A 17937-nucleotide genomic window follows, 5' to 3' on the forward strand; every position below is an offset into this window, starting at 1 on the left:
CGGGTCCGCGGCGTCGGAGCGTACTGATCGGCTGCTGATCGCCGTCGCCCACGCTGAACCCGTCAGTCCCCGGAGCAAGGCTTTCGCCGCTCTCCCGACCCCAGGAAGGGGCGCTTCATGACTCCCACCATCCCCGGCTTCGGCCACGTCCGTCTGCCCGGCGCCGACGGAGTGGAGCTGGCTGCCGCCGTCGGCGGCAGCGGCAGCCCCGTCGTGCTGCTGCACGGCTTCCCTCAGACCCACCTGATGTGGCGGCACGTCGCCGAGCGGCTCGCCGGGGAGCACACGGTGATCTGTCCCGACCTGCGCGGCTACGGTGCCAGCGACAAGCCGGCGGCCACCGGCCCCGAGGTGTACGCAAAACGCACCATGGCCGCTGACGTCGTCGCCCTGGCGGCGGCGCTCGGCCATGAGCGCTTCGCCCTGGTCGGCCACGACCGAGGCGCCCTGGTCGCCTTCCGGGCCGGACTGGACCATCCCGAGACCCTCACGCACCTGGGCGTCCTCGACGTCGTACCGACCTTGGACATGTGGAACGTCCTGCACGGTGTCCCGGCGGCGGTCGGCTACCACCTGTTTCTCATGGCACAGCCGCCGGGGCTGCCGGAGACGATGATCGCCAACAGCGCCGACGCCTTCTTCCGCTCCTTCCTGGACTCCTGGGGCAGGGACCCTGCCGCCCTCCCGGAACCGGTCCGGTCCGCGTACGTGCGGGCGAGCGCCGCGGCCGTGCCGTCGATCGTCGCGGACTACCGGGCGTCAGCGGGCATCGACATCACACATGACCAGGCGGACCAGGACGCCGGTTCCCAGCTGGCCATGCCCGTGACGGTCGTCCAGCAGGACTGGGGCGCGCGACTGGGCTACGACGCTGCCGCGGTCTGGCGCGCGTGGGCGCCGGACCTGGACCACCGGCTGACCGGCGCGGGGCACTTCATGGCCGAGGAGGCGCCCGACGAGATCACGGAGGCGATTCGCGACCTGCTGCTGCGCTGAGCCCGCTGGGGGAGAGCAGCGCCCGCGGGTGTACGGCCGTATCCCTTGGCGTTAGCCGCCAGGATGGGCCGGAGGCTGGGGAGGCGATGGGTTCCGGGCGGACCGATCGTCACGGTGGCACCAAGGACCAGGTGGGCGTGGCGGCGGCGGTTCGGTGAGCGCCGTGGGCCCGCCGCCCCCGCCCCGCGCGGTCACGCCATTTCGACGTAGCGGTGGACCCGGTCGAAGCGCCGGGCGGCCACGTCCTCGCGGCGGACCACCCAGTGAGCCACACCGGAGTCCAGCTCCATGACGTCGTCGCCGCACCTCCAGGTGGCCAGGAGAACCCAGTCGTCGGCGCCCTCCGCGTGGGCTGTACCGCCCTGCTCGGAGTCACCGGCCTCCTGGGGACCACGGGCGTAGTGGACGGGGTCGTTCTGGGGCGAGACCGGGTGGCCGCCGATCTGCAAGGTCCAGGGAGGGCGGTAGCCGCCGCCGTGCGCCCAGGCGTCGGCGAGTTCGTCGGCGAGTTCGAACTGCTCGTCCTCGGGGAAGTCGCCCCATCTGTCGAGGGCGAAACTCTCCGGCATCTGCGCGCTCGGCTGGTGCCAGACCGTGCGGAGCTCACGCGGCCGGTACGGCTCGCGCCGGCTGTGTGCGAGAGGGTGCGGGGTCGCGAAGGTCCCGGCGGGGACGTACAGCACCGTGTCCGACACCTGTCCTCCGATGCCGTGCACATCGGTGCCGGAGAAGAGGAGCAGATGGCCGTCGGCGGGGAGCGGGAGGCCGGTGACGCCGGGCGGGAGAGCAGCCAGGTCGACGCAGGCCACGAAGGGATCGGACGGCGTCGGCGCGCCGAGCGGTAGCACGGGATCGCCGCCGACCCGTGCCACGACGGGACCGTCACCGTCCTCCGCCAGGTACACCGCCGGACGGGCGACACGTATCCATTCGTCCACCTCCTCCGACGGCAGTTCCCGGGAAGCGGCCTCGGCCCGGAAACGGTGCACTCTGTCCATGCTCGCGTCGGTCACCGGGTCACCTTAACGTCGCTCGTGAGGAGGTCGTGGCAGGAGGAAACCCTCAGCTACGCAAGGGAGTTGGGCGCGAGTGGACTCGGCTGGAGACCGTCGGGCGATTCGCTGCCCGTGCCTGCCGCCCACTCGCTGACCTCCCGTCCGCCGACCGTCCCGCCCCTGCCGCGAGCCGAACTCCTGGAGGAGGCTGGGAAGTCCATACGGTGCTCCATCTCCGACCAGCCTCCGACCAGCCGACCCGCACTCCGCCCATCACAGCCCCACGCCGCTCACGCCTCGGGCACCGCGCCGGCGCGCGGACTGCTGCGCCTGGACTGCCCGGTGCCGACCTGGAGCGTGGCGAGCCAGTCGGTCAGCAGGCGGTTGACCTCGTCGGGGCGCTCCTGCTGGATCCAGTGGCCGCAGCCGTCCAGGAGGTGGCAGGCCGACAGGCCGGGGAGGGTGGTGGGGTAGGCGTCGATGGCGTCGGACATCCAGGTGGTGGAGGCGTCCAGGGCGCCGCCGACGAACAGGGACGGCTGCTTGATCGGGGCTCCGTGATGCGGGGCGAGGTCTTCCCAGTCGCGGTCCATGTTGCGGTAGCGGTTGAGTGCGCCGGTGATCCCGGTGCGCTCGAACTCCCCGGCGTAGACGTCGAGGTCGTCCTCGCTCAGCCAGGCCGGGAGCACCCCCGTGGGGAATCGGTCGCGCAGCCGGCCTCCGCCGCGGGAGACGAAGTGCGGGTCGGGCTCGTCATGGGCGGGCATGGTGTCGGCGGACAGGGCCGCGTAGAAGCCCGCGAGCCAGCCCCGCACGTCAGGCTCGATCTCCGCCTCGGCGCGGCCGGGCTCCTGGAAGTAGGACACGTAGAACTCCTGATCCGGGCCGCCGATCCGGCGGAAGACGTCGGTGGGGCGCGGGCCGCCAGGGGGCGCGTAGGGGACACTCAGCAGGCCGACGGCGCGGAAGACCTCGGGGTGGAGCAGAGCGGAGGCGGCGGCGATGTTGGAGCCCCAGTCGTGGCCGACGACCACCGCGCTGTCCTCACCGAGGGCGCGTACGACGGCGACGTTGTCCTGAACCAGGTCGAGCATCCGGTAGGCGTCGGTCGCCTCCGGCTTGGAGGAGCGCCCGTAACCCCGCACGTCGATCGCGACCGCCCGGTAGCCGGCCGCGGCGAGGGCCGGGAGCTGTCGGCGCCAGGAGTACCAGGACTCGGGGAAGCCGTGCACGAGCAGGACCAACGGGCCACTGCCCTGCTCGACGAGGTGCAGGCGTCCGGCCGGGGCCTCGACGGTGCGGTGGCGGAGTTCGGCGGTCGGCTCGGGCTGCATGGCTTCTCCTCGGTGCGCGGTGACGCGGCTACCCGTCGATCATGCGGTGACGCACCCGCTGGACGCGATCGCTGTTGCCGGCCTGGCAACCTTGCAGGACGAAGCGGTGGAGCGGTGTGGCAAGAAGGGAGCGCGCAAGGTGGCAGTCGACGACGTGGACGGCACGCTGGCCGCGATGGGGCCCAGGTTGCGGGCCGCGCGCGAGCGCCACGGCGCGACGCTCGCCGGTGTCAGCCGTGCGACCGGCATCTCGACCAGCACGCTGTCCCGGATGGAGACCGGCCGGCGCAGGCCCACCCTGGAGGTGCTGCTGCAACTGTCGAAGGAGTACGGCGTCTCCCTGGACGAACTGGCCGGCACAGCACCCGCCCCCGCCGTCGAGTCCCGCGCCACGGCCCCGCTGCGCTTGCGCGACGGCAAGGCGGTGCTCCCGCTGACCCGGTACGTCGGCGGCCTGCATGCCCACAAGCACGTCCTGCCCGCCCTCGATGACCCGCCCGCGCGGCCCCGCCAGGTCTCCCACGACGGCTACGAGTGGCTGTGCGTCCTGTACGGCCGCCTGTGGCTCGCGCTCGGCGACCAGGACCTCATCCTCCTCCCCGGGGACGTCGCCGAGTTCGACACCCGTACCCCGCACGGAGTGGCGAACTCCAGCCCCAGCGGACCGGTCGAGTACCTGATCATGTTCGGACCCCAGGGCGAGCGCCAACGGCAGCGCACGCCGAAGCCGCTGTGACAGAAGGGCTGCTGAGTGAGCGGCTTCGACGAGCCGCGTGCCTCGGTGGTGGAACCGCATTGCTCCGACCGGGGCCCTGACCGGATCGACCGGACAGCGCTTCTTCAGCGCCCGCGGTCTCGCCGACCGGCTCGGGTGCCGTCGGGGTCAGGATGTGAGCGTCGGGGCCGGCGGTGTCCACCTGTGGGTGCGGGGCACGGTCCCGGTGACGCCGAAGATGGTGGTGAGTGCCGGAGCCGGTCCAGGGCCCAGGAGCCGAGCGGGGAACGGTCCTCGATGATCTCCAGTACGCCGAGCAGGGCGGGGCGGCTTACGTGCGACTGACTGCGGGGTGGGAGGCTTACTTGGATTCGACTCGTCCCATTGGGGCGGGGCCGGTCGTCAGTGCCTCGCATTCGTTCGGCCACGTAGGGGTGCCGGGGTGGAGCTGGGCGCTGAGGTAGGCCGCAGTGAGCCGGGCCAAGGCGGCGACTCGCCCGGGGTTCTCGTCCGTGGTCTCGGCGGCGTCGTATCCGGCGATCCCGCCAAGTCCGTGCTCCGCGTCGAACAGGGTGAGCAGGGTCTTGGGGCCAGGGGCGAGGGTGTAGGGGTCGGCGTGCCAGTCCGGCCCCATGTCTGTGAAGTGCCGGGAATCGTCCTTGTCGCCGACGACGACCAGTGCGGGTGCGGTCATGGTGGAGAAGTCGACGGCACCGATGATCGGCCACTGCTCGGCCATGGGCCCGTTGAGGACGTCGCCACCTCTGCCGGGCGCGGCGAGCAGTACGCCTGTCTTGATCCGGGGCTCGACGAGGTGCACCACGCTGCCGGTGTCGGGGTCGTTGAGCCCGGCGCCCAGCAGGAGGGCGGCGGTGAAGCCGCCGAGCGAGTGTCCGACGACGGCGACCTTGGTGGGGTCGATGCGCCCCGCGAGCTGCGGCACGGTGCGCTCTATCACGTCGAGCCGATCGAGGATGTGGGTCATGTCCTCGGCGCGGGAGCGCCAGAAGTCGGGTGCGCCGGGTGCGTCGGCGACCAGGTGGCTCAGTGTCCGGGAGGTGAGGTGGGTGGGCTGAACGACGGCGAATCCGTGAGCGGCCCAGAAGTTGGCGAGCGGCGCGTAGCCGTTGAGCGAGGAGAGGTTGTTCGAGGGGCCGTGACCGTGGGAGAGGAGGATGACGGGGAGGCCGGTTCCGGTCGCGGGTGCAGAGACGCGCACTTGGAGGTCCACGGGACGTCCGGCCACGGGGAGGACTACGGGGCTGAAGGACAGGACCGGGACGGGCGCGCCCAAGACGTCGGTGCTGGTGGCGGTGGATGTACTCACGATGTGGGTTCCCTTTCGGTGGCCATGACGCCCGCCGGTCTCCTGCGACCGGCGGACGACATGGCGGTCAGGAGCGTTCCGTTTCGGATAGCCTGAAACGGAACGCCGCTCCACTTACTATCCGGAGCGATGCTCCGTTTTGTCAATCGGTAGGGAAGGAACACGTGATGGCCACCGAGAGCCCGGCAGGGGATTCGCCGTCCCGAGGCAAGCGGGCCGACGCCCAGCGCAACCGCCAGACGGTGCTCACTGCCGCCGCCGAGGTGTTCGTCACCTCCGGCGTCGACGCGCCGATCCGCCAGATCGCGGCACGGGCGGGCGTCGGGATGGCCACGATCTACCGCCACTTCCCGACCCGGGCGGATCTCGTCACAGCCGTCTACCACCACCAGATCGAGGCCTGCGCCGAGGCCGGCCCGAAGCTGCTGGCCTGTGCCGACTCTCCACTCGAAGCACTGCGCCAGTGGATCGACCTCTTCGTCGACTTCCTGGTCACCAAGCACGGGCTCGCCGACGCCCTGCAGTCCGACAACGACCGCTTCGCCGCGCTGCACGCCTACTTCCTCGACCGCCTGCTGCCCGTCTGTGCCCAACTGCTGGATGCTGCGGTCGAGGCCGGCGACATCAGGCCCGGCACACAGCCGTACGAGCTGATGCGCGGCATCGGCAACCTCTGTATCGGTCGCGACAACGACCCCCGCTACGACCCCCGACGCCTGATCGCTCTCCTCCTCCAGGGACTCCAGCGACCTAATGCGTCCTGATGCCGGCGAGCAACACCGCGACCTGGCCCCTCCGCGACTTCCACGCACCGTTTCCGGGTTTCGCCATCCGCTTCGGCGCCGCCCACCTCGAGCAGCTCGTCCAGCGCGCCGCCGAACGCCATGAGCGCGCTGGCTCTGACTGACCGCGACGCCGTCACCGGCGCCGTACGGTTCGTGCAGGCCGCCCTCGAGCACGGCATCCGGCCGATCTTCGGCATCAATCCCGCCGTCGCCCTGCCCGCCCCGCACAGCGCCGCCGTACCCTGGTCCGCGGTGGCGCCCACGTGATCGAGCCCGCGCCTGCGGGGAGGTCGTACAGCGCGCGGGCGAACCAGGGCGAGGAAGTCGTGGTCGAAGTCGGCCGGAGCGGGCGTGGGGCCGCTGCGGCGCAGCTCGAGGAAGCGGGCGACGGACAGATCGAGGTACAGGGGCAGGCCATGTGAGGGGGCTATGACCTGCCGGACGGACTCGCCGATGAGGGGCTGGCCGTCGCGGGGGAGGTGGCGGGCGAGGTGGTCGTCGCAGTCCCCGGGCGAGAAGTCGCCGATCAGCACGTGCCGACTCGCCCCGCCGAGCTGGCGGTGCGGGCGGCGGATACTGTGGTGTGGGCGAGGCCGGGCCACGCGGCGGGACCCGTGTAGTCGAGCTGGCCCTGCGGGGCAGGGTCGGCCCGCTGCAGACGCACTGATGAGTGTGGAGTCCAACCCCCGAGCGCTGGGTGGCCGCTTCGCAAAGACGTCATCACCCAGCGCCTGATGAGGGTTCCCTCATGCAACGACTTTCTCTGAACGGACGACAGTCGAATGTTCGGGCGAACGAAGGGGCCGGTGATTGAAGCCGTCAGTGCCATCGGGGGAGTTGTAGTTGCCATCGGCGCGCTCGTCGTCAGCCATCTGGCTCACCGGCACCAGGTGGCCCGGGCTGCCGTCACTGGGCAGACTGAGGCAGAGCAAGCAGCCCTGGCCTTCACCAGCATCGCCTGCACCCTCATCTGCTACCGCAGACTCACCAATTGAGATGACCTGTTACTGGCGCACGAACCTGACCTTGCGGCAGGTGGCGCCACTGTTCGGTGTCTCGAAGTCCGCAGGCGACCGCATCCTTGACCACCTCGCGCCCCTACTGGCCATCTCGCCGGACCGTCGGCCACGCAAGGACACCATCCACATCGTGGACGGCAACCTGGTGCCCACCCGCGACCGCAGCATCGCCGACTTCAGCAAGAACTACCGGTACTCGAACAACCTGCAGGTCGTCATCGACGCCAACAGCCGCCTGGTCGTGGCGATCGGCCTCCCGCCTGACCGGCAGCTGGAGCGCGGTCTGGTGGTGCTGTGGGCCACCGGCCGCCTCGAGGGCCAGGGCCGCCAGTCACGCCGGCCCGATACCGCCCGGACCGCCCCGACCCGGCCGGGCTCGAGCCGTGCTCCACCGCCATGCCTGTGTTCCTGTCGCGTGGTCGCGCCGGCACCCGACGCCGGCCGAGGGAACGACCGCTGGTGCGACCTGCGAGACTGGGCCAGAAGTGATCGCGGTCGGCTCCGGCGTACCGGAGCCCGTCTTGACATGTCGCATGGGGTGGGGAATGCCGAAGCACAGGTTGTCCAGGAGAAGCCGCTACGTCGCCTTGGCGGCGACGGGTGCCGTCGTCGTGGCCGGTGCCGGGATCGCGGCGCAGACCTCGATGGCCGCCCCGGCGTGGCCGGCGCAGAAGACGTACACGGGCCGGGCGTTCGACGCCTGCACGGCGCCTTCGCTCACCGCGATGAAGGCATGGAAGAGGGACGCCTACTACGGCGGCGTCGCGGTCTACGTCGGTGGCAAGAACCGCGGTTGCGCCCAGCCCAATCTGACCAGGTCCTGGGTGAAGTCCGTGGACACGCTCGGCTGGCGGGTCATCCCCCTGTACGTCGGCGCCCAGCCACCCTGCCAGAGGAGCGGGAACAGAGAGAGGTTCACCGCGGCCACCGCGGCCTCGGTCGGGGTGAGCAACGCCAACGACGCGATCGCCAAGGCCGCGGCCCTCGGCATGAAGGCCGGCAGCCCCATCTACCTCAACATGGAGTCCTACAACATCGCCGACAAGGCGTGCAACGAGGCCACCCTCACCTACGTCCGGTCTTTCTCGAAGACCCTGCGCGCCAAGACCTACCGCGCCGGCCTCTACGGCTTCAGCAGCTCCAGCGCCGCGGCGATCGCCACCGCCAAGGACCGCACGAACCTGCCGGGCAACCTCTGGTACGCCCAGTGGAACGGTCAGGAGACCACCACCCGGGACTGGCCCTGGGACCCGAAGCTGTACACCGACCACAGCCGCGGCCACCAGTACAAGGCCAACAGCAAGGAGACCCGGGGCGGTCACACCATCACCGTCGACCGCAACGCCTGGGACGCCCCGGTCGCCATCATCGGCTGACCGCTCGGCACGACGGTCCGACCCGCGGCTTCCGACGGCGACCGAGGGTCATGCGGCTGGCCGGCGGTGTGCTGCTCTCGGGCAGGTGCCTGGGGGAAACGTCAGGTGAGTGAAACGGTCGACGATGTGCTGGAGCCGCTCCTCGAACGGTTTCTCTGCGTCAGGGGCGAGCGACGCCAGCGCGATCAGATTTGTGATCGTGACATCGCAGAGCTCTTGGTGGACGTCGTCCCAGGTGTGGCTACCCCCTTCCGCGGGTTCGAGGTGTCTACCGCCTCGCCAGCACCCGAGCACGAGCCGAGGAGCCCGCCAAAGCGGGATGCCCCCAACAGTGGCAGCAGATCAACTGTCGTCGGTTGATCTCTCGGGCACCGCAGCGGGACGCAGCACTATCAGAGAGTCTTCTTGGCGAGCGACCATGCGAAGGAGAACGCGTCGACCTTCAGACAGAGGTCGACATCGTCCTGATGAACACCCTGATATCGGCGTCGCATCCCGTCGGCAAGGCCAGCTGCTGCCCGGGAGGTCCTCGCACGGTGGAGATACGGGATACGGGGCCACCTCGACGTCGCCTCCGGCGAGATGCTGACCAATGTATTCAGCACAGGCCAGGTCGTCGGCGGCCTGGCCTGCGTCGCCGGTCACGAGGAACGTCACAGGCTCGGAACTCCGTCTTTAGGAACCGCGCTGTCGCGCCGGCCACCACGAAACTCGCGCACAAGACGAGAGGCGCGCTTGCGACGGCCAGCGCGCCGACGGTTGCGGTTGTCGTCTTCTGCACCGCCGTGCGACCGGCCAGATCGAGCGACCTGATCAGACCGGGTGAGTTCACCGTGTCGAAACCCGCTGCCGGGGCACCGTCCTTCAGCACCAGCCAACCCGAACGACTCTCTTCAAGGCCAGTGCCTCACCCCCTGACGAGGCCAGGACGATCTTCTCGGCACCGCGCGAGAACGCCCAAGCAGCCACGGTGAAGGCCCGCATCACGTCGACGACGACCGCAACACAGCGGAACGTCAGTCAACTCCGGAATACCGACGAAGCGATGATCCATCTCGCCGTTCTCGCCGAGACCCGCATCGCTGATGTCAACAGGCGATCCAACGACCACCACCGGGGTTCGGGGAACGGGGTGGTGCCGTCATTTGGCATCGGCACCCGTGCCCCGACTGATCACTAACTGCCTCCGGAACCAGCCGACAAACGCTGTTCCTAGAGATCAACGAAGCCAGGCCGGGTGAGCGTGTCAGCGCAGTTGATGCATTGCAGGGTGCGATGACGGAAGGCTCCCCGCCGGGCGGGTCTACTGCGGCGGGCTTACCTGGGTGGGGTGGGGCGGTCGTAGACGTTGTCCGGCGTCACGATCTCGGTGATGGCACGGGCGACCAGCGACGACGGCTCCTGGCCCTGGTAGGTGATGTCGGTGTTGAGCATCAGCACCAGCGTCGCCTTCCGCGAGGGAAGGTAGACCGTGACGGTTTCGTAGCCGGGGATGGAGCCGTTGTGGCCGATCCAACCGCTGCTGTTGAAGATGCCGAGGCCGTAGCTGGTGCCGGGGATGCCGGTGGGCAGCATCTTCAGCCGCTGTGCCTGGGTCTCCGGCCGCAGCAGGGTGCCGGTGGCGACGGTCTTCGCCCAGTGCCGCAGGTCGTTCAGGTTGGAGATCATGGCGCCGGCTGCCCAGGCCCAGCTGGGGTTCCAGTCGGTGGCGTCGACGGTCGCGCCGGTCAGGGTCTGGTTGGTGTAGCCGCGCGGGTGGGGCTCGGGGATGGAGGCGTCGGACGGGAACAGCGTGTGGTGCAGGTGTGCCGGGCGCAGGACCCGCCGCTGGATGAAGTCGGCGAGCGGCTGTCCGCTGACCTTTTCGATGACGAGGCCGAGGAGGACGAGGTTGCTGTTGGAGTACTGGAACTGCGTTCCCGGGGCGAAGGTGTTCTTGTGCTTGAAGCCGTAGGCGAGGACTTCGTGGGGGGTGAAGGTGCGGCTGGGGTTGCTGAGGAGGTCGTGCTGGAAGTCGGGGTCGAAGGTGTAGGGGTACAGGCCGCTGCGCATTTCGGCGAGGTGGCGCAGGGTGATGTGGCGGCCGTTGGGTACGTGGTCGACGTAGTCGGAGATGGGGTCGTCGAGTCCGATGCGGCCGTCGTCGACCAGTTCCAGCAGGGCGGTGACGGTGAAGGTTTTGGTCTCGCTGCCGATGCGTACGTACATGTCGCGGGTCATCGGCCGGCGGGTGGTCTTGTCGGCGATGCCGGTGGCGCGGATGTAGCTTCCCTGGCCGGGCATCCAGAGCCCGACGACCAGGCCGGGGATGCCGGCCTGCCGGCGGACGTTGTCGACGGCCCGGTCCAGCCGGGCGGTCAGTTCGGGTCCCAGCCCGCGCGGCGGGCAGTCGTCCCGCCCGTCGTGGTCGTGCCGGGCGGTGCTCGCGGCGTGGACGGCGGTGGCGGGGGAGAGGGCCACGGGGCCGAGTACGGACGCTGCGAGGAGGACAGCGGTGAGCAGACGGCGGGAGGGGGTACGTCGCATGTGGGGGCCTCTTTCGCAGCGGAGGTGCTTCGACGGCCACATCACCACCCGCGCCCCTGGTGCAGGCCGCGGCTGCGGTGGTCAGGGGAGGAGTCCACTCGTTCGGGCCACGCAACACTCAAAGCGCGGCGAGGCACCAGCCGGCCCGGCCGGGGAGCGGGCGGGGTGTCGCCTCGCCTCACCGGCACAGACCTGCTCGTGCGAGAGCCTCTGCCACGGCCTGCGGGTCCAGCGGGTCGCCGTCGGCGGAGACGGGGCGCAGCTGTTCCAGCAGGGCTCGCGGCTGCAGCCGGAGCGCCTCCGCGTCGGCCAGCACAGCGGCCGGGCCCGGTCCGTCGCCGGCTCCGATCCGGCTCTCCAGTTCCTGCAGCACCTTGTCCCGGTCGGTGAAGTCGCTCATGCCGCAGTCCAGGCCGTCGTCCTGGAGGCTGTCGGGGTAGGGTGCGCGGCTCCAGGTTCCGTTGTCGTACCAGTAGACGCAGCCGAGTTCGTTCCCGGCGAGCCGGTCGTGCAGTTCCTCGTAGGGCAGCCAGTCGGGGCCGCCGGCGAGCATGTCGATGGGCGGCTGGTGCCATTTGACGTCGCTGGACTCGTCCTCGCCGTACAGCACGAACCGGTCCTCGCCCATCCGGCTCATGACCCACCAGGTGCACCCGGCGTCGTCCCAGTGGAGCCCCTCGGCGTCGATCCAGCGGCCCGTGCGGTACCCGCCCCTGCGCCCCTGCGCCTCGGTGGTCGCCTCCACCGCGGCGAGGAGGGCCCAGCGTGCCCACAGCGCCTGGGCGGGCGGCAGGTCCTCTGGCAGGCCTGGACGGTGGATGCTCATATGTGCCCCCGTGTGCGGTTCGTCGCGACGATGATCACCGCAACCCTAGAGCCCCCGCCCGCCTGGCCGCAGCAGTGTCCCTCCTCGCGCCAGGCCGCCACCTGCGCGGTCCTCGACAGTGTCCCTTCCAGCGGCCGCGGCGCATCGACGGTTTCATGAAGGCGGTCGCGGGGGCAGCTGGTTCGGCCCCGTAGTCCTGGCTCGGACACCAGGGAGCAGGTAACCCGCCGGAGGCTTGCGGCGGGTCAGGTCTGCCACGAGATACGACAAACTCACGGTTCGCTACGAGGCAACCGTCCTCGTCGCGGCCATCAACGAGTGCCTGTGATCAGCACTCGCACCAGGGACGCGAGAGGGTCGTCAGCGGTGACCCAGCACATTGACCACCCGTCCGCTGGGGTCACGGACGAAGAACCGCCGCACGCCCCACTCCTCGTCCTGCAAGGGGTGAATGATCTCCGCGCCGCTTGCCCGCATGACCGCATAGGCCGCATCCACGTCGTCCACCTCGACACTCATGTCGGGGGTGACAGGCGCAGTCTTGTCGCTGGTGATGACGCTGATCTGCGCTGCCGGGTTGGACGGAGAGGCGAGCGTCGTGATCCAACCGTGGTTCATGACCTCCTCGAAGCCCAGCAGGCCATAGAACTCCCGGCTCTCCTGCGCGGCCTCCGACTGGATGTTGGGCACGACCCGGCGAACGGCCATTGACGACTCCAAACAAGAAGGAAGGTGTCTCTGTCTCCCCGGCATCGGCACGATGGTGCCGCTGCTGGAAGTCGTCGCGGACGGTGGCACCGGCTATCCCGACGGGTACCCGGAAACGCCGCCTGGTGCCCGTCGGCCGCGCGTCTCCGCTCGGGACGACGCTCTCGTACGGCTGGCGCAGGCCGCCGCGCTCGACGGCCGCGACGAGGTGGTCCTCACCGACGAGTTGATCGACGCCCTGGACGTAGGGCCCGACGAACCCCGCCTGCTGCCGCACCTGGAGGTGGGGTGCGGATCCATGCAGCCAGCGTGGGTGAGCTGCAGCGCGGGCGGTTCCGGCTGGAGGTCGTGAGCGTGTCTCGTGGTGTCGGCGTCTCCACGGGCCGGTTCCTCAGCGTCCTGGCCCCCGCCGACCGTGAGGCCCTGGCCGCCGAGCTGGCTGATCTCCCGACCGCCGACAGCAACACCGTGCCCGCGCAACTCTCCTTTCCGCCGCTCCTGCCCGAGAGTGCCCACGTCACGCGTGCCCCGCGAGTCCTGCCCACCGTGATCAGCCTCCAGGAACACCGAGCCCCCGCCGACGATGTCCTCACTCCTGCGGACCTGGCGGTGGGGTGCCACGGCTGCCGCATGTACCTCGCCGCCCCCGAGCGCGGCCGGCGCATCGAGGCTGTCGGGATGCACGCGCTGAACCTCCGCACGCATACTCCGCCGCTGGTGCGATTCCTGACCGAGTTGTCCCGCGCTCAATGCGCGCAGGTCACCGTGTTCGACTGGGGCGCCGCGGCGGCGATGCCGTTTCTGCCGCGCCTGCGGTACGGGCGCACGGTGCTCGCCGCGGCCCGTTGGCGGCTGGAGGCGACGGAGCTGCCGGGCCGCTCACGCCCTCGGACCGAATGGGAGTCCGCCCTCACCGATTGGCGGGCTCGGCGGCGGCTGCCTCGGCGGGTCTACCTTGTGGAGGACGACCGGAGAACAGCGAGACAGCCCAATCGGCCTGCTCATCTGCATGGTGCCGGATGTCCTCCGGCACGCGTTCTTACGGGAATTGCTGTTTGTCGCCGGGCCGTAGCGCCTTCAGGCCCGCGCGAGGGTCGACCGAGGCCGCACCCGAGACGGCGCTGAGCAGCACCGGGCGACCCGATCGCCGCAGAGACGGATGCCGCCGCTCGGAAGCGCACAGGGCCACGCGTATGTTGCCCGGACCCGGCTCGCGCCCGTGTGCCCGGCCCTGGCCCCGCCCGTCGCGACCGGCTGCCGGCTTGCCCCGGTGTGCTAAACAGGGAGCAACCAAAGGGGCATTTTGCAGCAGCTCACGCTCGGAATCATGTCGCAGACCCGCAAGGAAAACGAGCATCGTCTGCCCGTTCACCCCGCTCATTTCGACCGCATCGATGCCGGTCTCCGCAAGCGCATCTATCTCCAGGAAAACTACGGAGAGCATTTCGGCGTTCCGGACAGCCGACTCGCCCCGCTCGTCGCGGGCTTTCGCACCCGCGAGGAACTCATCGCCGACTGCGATGTCATCCTGCTGGCCAAACCGCTCCACGAAGATCTGGCGGAACTGCGCGAGGGTCAGGTCCTGTGGGGCTGGCCGCACTGTGTCCAGGACGAGAGACTCACCCAGACCGCCATCGACCGGCGGCTGACCCTGATCGCCTTCGAGGCGATGAACCACTGGACCCGCAGCGGCGCCTTCAACCTGCACGTCTTCCACAAGAACAACGAGCTGGCCGGGTACTCCTCGGTCCTGCATGCCATGCAGCTGACCGGCGTGACAGGCGACTACGGTCGCCGGCAGCGCGCGGTTGTCATCGGCTTCGGCGCGACCGCCCGCGGCGCAGTGACCGCGCTCAGCGCCCTGGGCGTGCACGACGTCGACGTGCTCACCGCGCGTGGCGTCACCGCTGTCAGCTCCCCGATCCACTCCGCGCGGATCGTCCAATTCGACCACGACGAGGCCGACGACACTCTTGAGCCGCGACGCAGTGTCGCCCTCACCGAGGACGGCCCGCTGCCGCTGGCCGAGTTCCTCGCCGGGCACGACATCATCGTCAACTGCGTGCTGCAGGACACCGACGCGCCGCTGATGTTCCTGATAGACGAGGACCTGCCCAAGCTGGCCCCCGGCACCCTGGTCATCGACGTCTCCTGCGACGAGGGCATGGGCTTCGACTGGGCCCGGCCCACCACCTTCACCGACCCGATGTTCACCGTCGGCGACCACGTCAGGTACTACGCGGTGGACCACAGCCCCTCCTACCTGTGGAACTCCGCGACCTGGGAGAACAGCGAGGCCCTTCTGCCGTATCTGGACGTTGTGCTCCAGGGCCCCGACGGCTGGGACACCGACGACACGATCCAGCACGCCATCGAAATCCGCCGTGGCGTCGTCCAGAACCCCAAGGTGCTCGCCTTCCAGCACCGAGCCGCGAAGTACCCGCACGCCCACGAGGAGGCCCGGGCGGCGTCGCGGCGGTAGCGGCGGGGCATCTGGCGTTCAGTCGTCCTGCGACCGCCGTCCGAGCCGTCGCGCGGTCGGCGCCGGTCGCCTTCCCCCGGGTCGTAGGGCAAACACCGTGTGGGAGGGTTCGCCGCGCAGGTGCTTGATCTCCAGGTAGATGTGGTTCTGCTCGGTGATGGCGGCGGCGGACACCAGTGCGGTGAGTGCCGTGGCGGTGTTGAACGCCATTTCACCCGTCGAGGTCAGGGGCGTGCCTTCATTCCAGGACGGCGAAGGAGTCGATATGGACGACGCGGTCGTCGACGAGCAGCCGCGTCGGCAGGGCGTCCCAGGCTCCGGCGTCCAGGCCGACGCGCGTGAGCGGCCCGAGGTACTCGGTCAGTGCGGCGATCAGGGCGGGAAGCTCGGCTGCGATATCACGGGAGCATGGCCACCATGCCCCGTCGAGAACGCCCCGCCGGTCGTGCGTGGTCTGTAGCCGTACGACAGCCGTCCCCGGCTTCACCGCCTCGTGGACAGCGTCCGGCAGGAGCCTGGTCACATGCGGGGAACCGGAGTCGGACATGACACTCGCCTGTCTGCGAGGAATTCGGAGTGACTTACTCGTTTCACGGTACTCCGCGGCTCGCAGCAGTCGGAAAGCTCGCTGGTCACACGGGCCGGAGTAGGGTGAAAGACCCAGTCTACGGATCCATGCCTATGCGGGAACAACGAGGTCGTCATGCAGCACCAGGAAGCTCCCCCCGACGGACACGCGGACGTACGTATCGTCGCCGCTTCCCCCGAGGTCGCCCGTCGGGTCGCGGAGGTTCTCCGTCACTGCTTCGCCTCCACAGAACAGCGCAGTTATCCCGCGGACGCCGAGGGTGGGACCCGCCTCGAGCTCACCGTGGACACGACCAGCGCAGCAGAACCGGCGCGGTCCTGGCTGGAGACCAGCCGCTCCTCGGGGAAGGACGGCCGCCGGAAGTGAGGGGGATCTCCGGGAGCGGTACGTTCGGCGTCTTCGGGGAGTAGCGTGAACCCATCGGGAACACTTCGCGCACCGGCCCCGATACCGGTGTCGTTCCTGGTGACCAACGGCACCGGGCAACTGCTCACCTGCAGGGGTTCGGAGACGGGTTCGCACGATGTCTGCGATCACCAACCATCCCTCGGCGCGCGCCGTGCCCTTCAGGGCCCCGACCGCACGCCTTGCCCTCAAATCCGTGGGCCCCTCCCCGGGGCAGGTCGAGCTGGACGGCGCATGGTGGCCCCGCTCTCGTGACCTGAGCGACGAACTGCCCGCGTTGGCCGACGTACTGGACCCGCTATGGGGGCGGATCACCCGTATCGCCGTCAACACCCGCTACTGGCCGGTCATCCCGCAACGGATCTTCGTCAACGGCCGTGTGGTGAAGGCCGGTTGGTTCACCACGGAGCTGGACCCCCACAAGATCCTGCTGCTGTCCGGAACGTCGGGCCGATGGGACCTCCTGGTGATACCTCCGGAGGCCAGCGCCCCGTCGGCCGCCCGGCTGATGGCCGCTGCGAGCGCGAGCACCGCCCCGCAGTCGACCGCGACCGCTCTCATGACGGCGGAACTGGTCGACGCCCCCTCCACATCGGCCGACGCCGACACCGGACGGCCCGACGGGCTGGCGGCGGAGATGCGGCTTCATGCGCCGCCGCCCCGGCCGTAACGCGGCAACCCGGATCGCGTGCCGCCGCGTTGACACGGACCGTCGCCGGACGCGGAAAGACCGCACGGTGCCGGCCCAGGCAACTCCGGAACACACGGCGAAGCATTCCTCCATTCCGCGTCGCCCGGTCCCCGCGACAACGCACCCACCGGACAACAGCGAGTCCGGCCCTGACCGTTGCACGGAGCATCAGGAACCAGGCGCAGACGATGAAGGGCAGGATCACGGAAGAGCTCGGCCGGTCACCTGCAACAGGCGACTGCAACGCCGAGGCAGGAACGACCACGTCTCCGGAAGCCTGAAACAGGCCGTGGAGAAGACCAAGGACGCCTTGAGGCGGAACGAAAGTGGCCCCCGATGATGTACGACCAGACACGCGCCCGGCAATCCGCCGACCCGACACCGGGTCCGGCCGGACGCCGTAGCCCGAGCCCGGAGCCGCTGCTCCCGTCGGACGAACAGCACAAGATCGTCCAGCGCCTTCGGCACGCCCTCAACACCTTCGCCGACAGCCCGCTCGAGGCGCTGGTAGAGGCCGAGAGCGCCTATGAAGAAGCGACCGCACAGCTCGTGAAGGCCCTTGCGGAACGACGGCGTCTCCTGCGCGCCGGCTGGCAGAGCCACAACCCCGACGCGCAGTCCGGCGAACTTCGGCACGCGCTGAGGCAGTACCGGGAGATCACCCAGCGACTGCTCCACATCTAACGACCTCGTGCGTGGTTGGCCGTGGCGCGTCGAGAACTGCAGTGCCAGCACACTTTCACGCTGGACGACTGCCGGGGAGGGTGGCGGTCTGCTGATGTGAGAGCAGTCCGGCGACGGCTTGGACGATGTCGCTCATGTGCTCGCGGCGGCCGAGGTGGCGGGAAAGCGCCCTCCAGTTCTTCAAGTGGGCGATGCCGTGCTCGATGCGGATACGCCGTGAGGAATGCGCCTTGCGCTGTCGTTCGTGCATCTCCTCGTACCAGGCGGGAGCGTCTTTCTTCAACTTGCGGTGTGGAGGTGTCACCACCCCGTCAGGCAGGGCAAGGCCAGCCTGGACGGAGCTGGTGATGCGGGTGGGGAATATCGCGGCTTGCGCACGAGTCGCCAGGTCGAGAGGGTGGCCATGGCCTGCGGCGCTACCGTCCCGGCAGTAGTTCCGCCACCCGAACCATGCGCTGCCAGCCGCCGGCCAGCAGCCC

Annotated in this window: 17 protein-coding genes and 4 pseudogenes; 11 read left to right on the forward strand and 10 right to left on the reverse strand. The window is 69.7% G+C overall.

The window, feature by feature from the left end:
• The first annotated feature begins 117 nt into the window (after positions 1 to 117).
• Positions 118 to 996, forward strand: a complete 879-nt coding sequence (locus RKD23_RS38695; protein WP_424858027.1) for an alpha/beta fold hydrolase — start codon at positions 118 to 120, stop codon at positions 994 to 996.
• Positions 997 to 1187: 191 nt separating this feature from the next.
• Here the strand turns inward: RKD23_RS38695 and RKD23_RS38700 are convergent, their stop codons facing one another.
• Both RKD23_RS38700 and RKD23_RS38705 read right to left on the reverse strand, forming a co-directional pair.
• The gene (locus RKD23_RS38700) at positions 1188 to 2009 is read right to left on the reverse strand and encodes a DUF1963 domain-containing protein (RefSeq protein ID WP_424858028.1); all 822 of its coding nucleotides are present in this window, start codon (positions 2007 to 2009) and stop codon (positions 1188 to 1190) included.
• A 272-nt stretch (positions 2010 to 2281) separates the two neighbouring features.
• Complete coding sequence (locus tag RKD23_RS38705; RefSeq protein ID WP_424858029.1) at positions 2282 to 3325, reverse strand: alpha/beta fold hydrolase; 1044 nt, start codon at positions 3323 to 3325, stop codon at positions 2282 to 2284.
• Positions 3326 to 3464: 139 nt separating this feature from the next.
• Here RKD23_RS38705 and RKD23_RS38710 point away from each other — a divergent pair, with 139 nt between their 5' ends.
• Entirely contained in the window at positions 3465 to 4061 is a 597-nt protein-coding gene (locus RKD23_RS38710) for a helix-turn-helix domain-containing protein (RefSeq protein WP_424858030.1), read from the forward strand.
• Positions 4062 to 4401: 340 nt separating this feature from the next.
• Here the strand turns inward: RKD23_RS38710 and RKD23_RS38715 are convergent, their stop codons facing one another.
• Complete coding sequence (locus RKD23_RS38715; protein WP_424858031.1) at positions 4402 to 5367, reverse strand: alpha/beta hydrolase family protein; 966 nt, start codon at positions 5365 to 5367, stop codon at positions 4402 to 4404.
• Between the two features lie 167 nt (positions 5368 to 5534).
• Between RKD23_RS38715 and RKD23_RS38720 the strand changes: the two genes are divergently transcribed.
• The 4 genes and pseudogenes from RKD23_RS38720 to RKD23_RS38735 all read left to right on the forward strand — a co-directional run bounded on the left by RKD23_RS38720 (position 5535) and on the right by RKD23_RS38735 (position 8547).
• Positions 5535 to 6131 (forward strand): TetR/AcrR family transcriptional regulator, encoded by a 597-nt coding sequence (locus tag RKD23_RS38720; protein ID WP_424858032.1) that lies wholly within the window; start codon positions 5535 to 5537, stop codon positions 6129 to 6131.
• Between the two features lie 120 nt (positions 6132 to 6251).
• Positions 6252 to 6419 carry a PHP domain-containing protein gene (locus RKD23_RS38725; protein ID WP_424858033.1) on the forward strand — a complete coding sequence of 56 codons (168 nt, stop codon included), beginning with the start codon at positions 6252 to 6254 and terminating at the stop codon, positions 6417 to 6419.
• A 735-nt stretch (positions 6420 to 7154) separates the two neighbouring features.
• Positions 7155 to 7430, forward strand: a pseudogene (locus RKD23_RS38730) (transposase family protein); the annotation flags it as partial.
• A 286-nt stretch (positions 7431 to 7716) separates the two neighbouring features.
• Positions 7717 to 8547, forward strand: a complete 831-nt coding sequence (locus tag RKD23_RS38735; protein WP_424858034.1) for a glycoside hydrolase domain-containing protein — start codon at positions 7717 to 7719, stop codon at positions 8545 to 8547.
• A 342-nt stretch (positions 8548 to 8889) separates the two neighbouring features.
• Here the strand turns inward: RKD23_RS38735 and RKD23_RS38740 are convergent.
• The 4 genes and pseudogenes from RKD23_RS38740 to RKD23_RS38755 form a co-directional block, all read right to left on the reverse strand.
• A pseudogene (locus tag RKD23_RS38740) lies at positions 8890 to 9601 on the reverse strand (2-phosphosulfolactate phosphatase).
• A 263-nt stretch (positions 9602 to 9864) separates the two neighbouring features.
• Positions 9865 to 11073 (reverse strand): serine hydrolase domain-containing protein, encoded by a 1209-nt coding sequence (locus RKD23_RS38745; RefSeq protein WP_424858035.1) that lies wholly within the window; start codon positions 11071 to 11073, stop codon positions 9865 to 9867.
• Positions 11074 to 11251: 178 nt separating this feature from the next.
• Positions 11252 to 11899 (reverse strand): hypothetical protein, encoded by a 648-nt coding sequence (locus tag RKD23_RS38750; RefSeq protein WP_424858036.1) that lies wholly within the window; start codon positions 11897 to 11899, stop codon positions 11252 to 11254.
• 360 nt (positions 11900 to 12259) lie between these two features.
• Positions 12260 to 12607: a VOC family protein gene (locus tag RKD23_RS38755; protein WP_424858037.1), complete on the reverse strand. Its 348-nt coding sequence runs from the start codon at positions 12605 to 12607 to the stop codon at positions 12260 to 12262.
• Positions 12608 to 12647: 40 nt separating this feature from the next.
• Between RKD23_RS38755 and RKD23_RS38760 the strand changes: the two are divergent.
• Positions 12648 to 13582, forward strand: a pseudogene (locus tag RKD23_RS38760) (lantibiotic dehydratase family protein); the annotation flags it as partial.
• Positions 13583 to 13910: 328 nt separating this feature from the next.
• Positions 13911 to 15089 (forward strand): N(5)-(carboxyethyl)ornithine synthase, encoded by a 1179-nt coding sequence (locus RKD23_RS38765; protein WP_424858038.1) that lies wholly within the window; start codon positions 13911 to 13913, stop codon positions 15087 to 15089.
• Between the two features lie 18 nt (positions 15090 to 15107).
• Here the strand turns inward: RKD23_RS38765 and RKD23_RS38770 are convergent, their stop codons facing one another.
• Together RKD23_RS38770 and RKD23_RS38775 are read right to left on the reverse strand one after the other, a co-directional pair.
• Positions 15108 to 15299, reverse strand: coding sequence for a hypothetical protein (locus tag RKD23_RS38770; RefSeq protein ID WP_424858039.1), 192 nt, complete (start codon positions 15297 to 15299; stop codon positions 15108 to 15110).
• A 37-nt stretch (positions 15300 to 15336) separates the two neighbouring features.
• A pseudogene (locus RKD23_RS38775) lies at positions 15337 to 15636 on the reverse strand (DUF5994 family protein); the annotation flags it as partial.
• A gap of 156 nt (positions 15637 to 15792) precedes the next feature.
• Between RKD23_RS38775 and RKD23_RS38780 the strand changes: the two are divergent.
• From RKD23_RS38780 to RKD23_RS38790, 3 genes are all read left to right on the forward strand, one after another.
• A complete protein-coding gene (locus tag RKD23_RS38780) occupies positions 15793 to 16044 on the forward strand; it encodes a hypothetical protein (protein WP_424858040.1) in 252 nt (83 codons plus the stop codon).
• A gap of 235 nt (positions 16045 to 16279) precedes the next feature.
• Positions 16280 to 16753, forward strand: coding sequence for a DUF5994 family protein (locus tag RKD23_RS38785; RefSeq protein ID WP_424858041.1), 474 nt, complete (start codon positions 16280 to 16282; stop codon positions 16751 to 16753).
• 357 nt (positions 16754 to 17110) lie between these two features.
• Entirely contained in the window at positions 17111 to 17458 is a 348-nt protein-coding gene (locus RKD23_RS38790) for a hypothetical protein (RefSeq protein ID WP_424858042.1), read from the forward strand.
• Between the two features lie 55 nt (positions 17459 to 17513).
• On the opposite strand, the gene RKD23_RS38795 is transcribed toward RKD23_RS38790, so the two are convergent.
• Positions 17514 to 17741, reverse strand: a complete 228-nt coding sequence (locus tag RKD23_RS38795) for a transposase (RefSeq protein WP_424858043.1) — start codon at positions 17739 to 17741, stop codon at positions 17514 to 17516.
• Positions 17742 to 17937 lie beyond the last annotated feature (196 nt).

Source organism: Streptomyces sp. SAI-170 (genome assembly GCF_049739565.1).
In the GTDB taxonomy this organism is placed as follows: Bacteria; Actinomycetota; Actinomycetes; order Streptomycetales; family Streptomycetaceae; genus Streptomyces.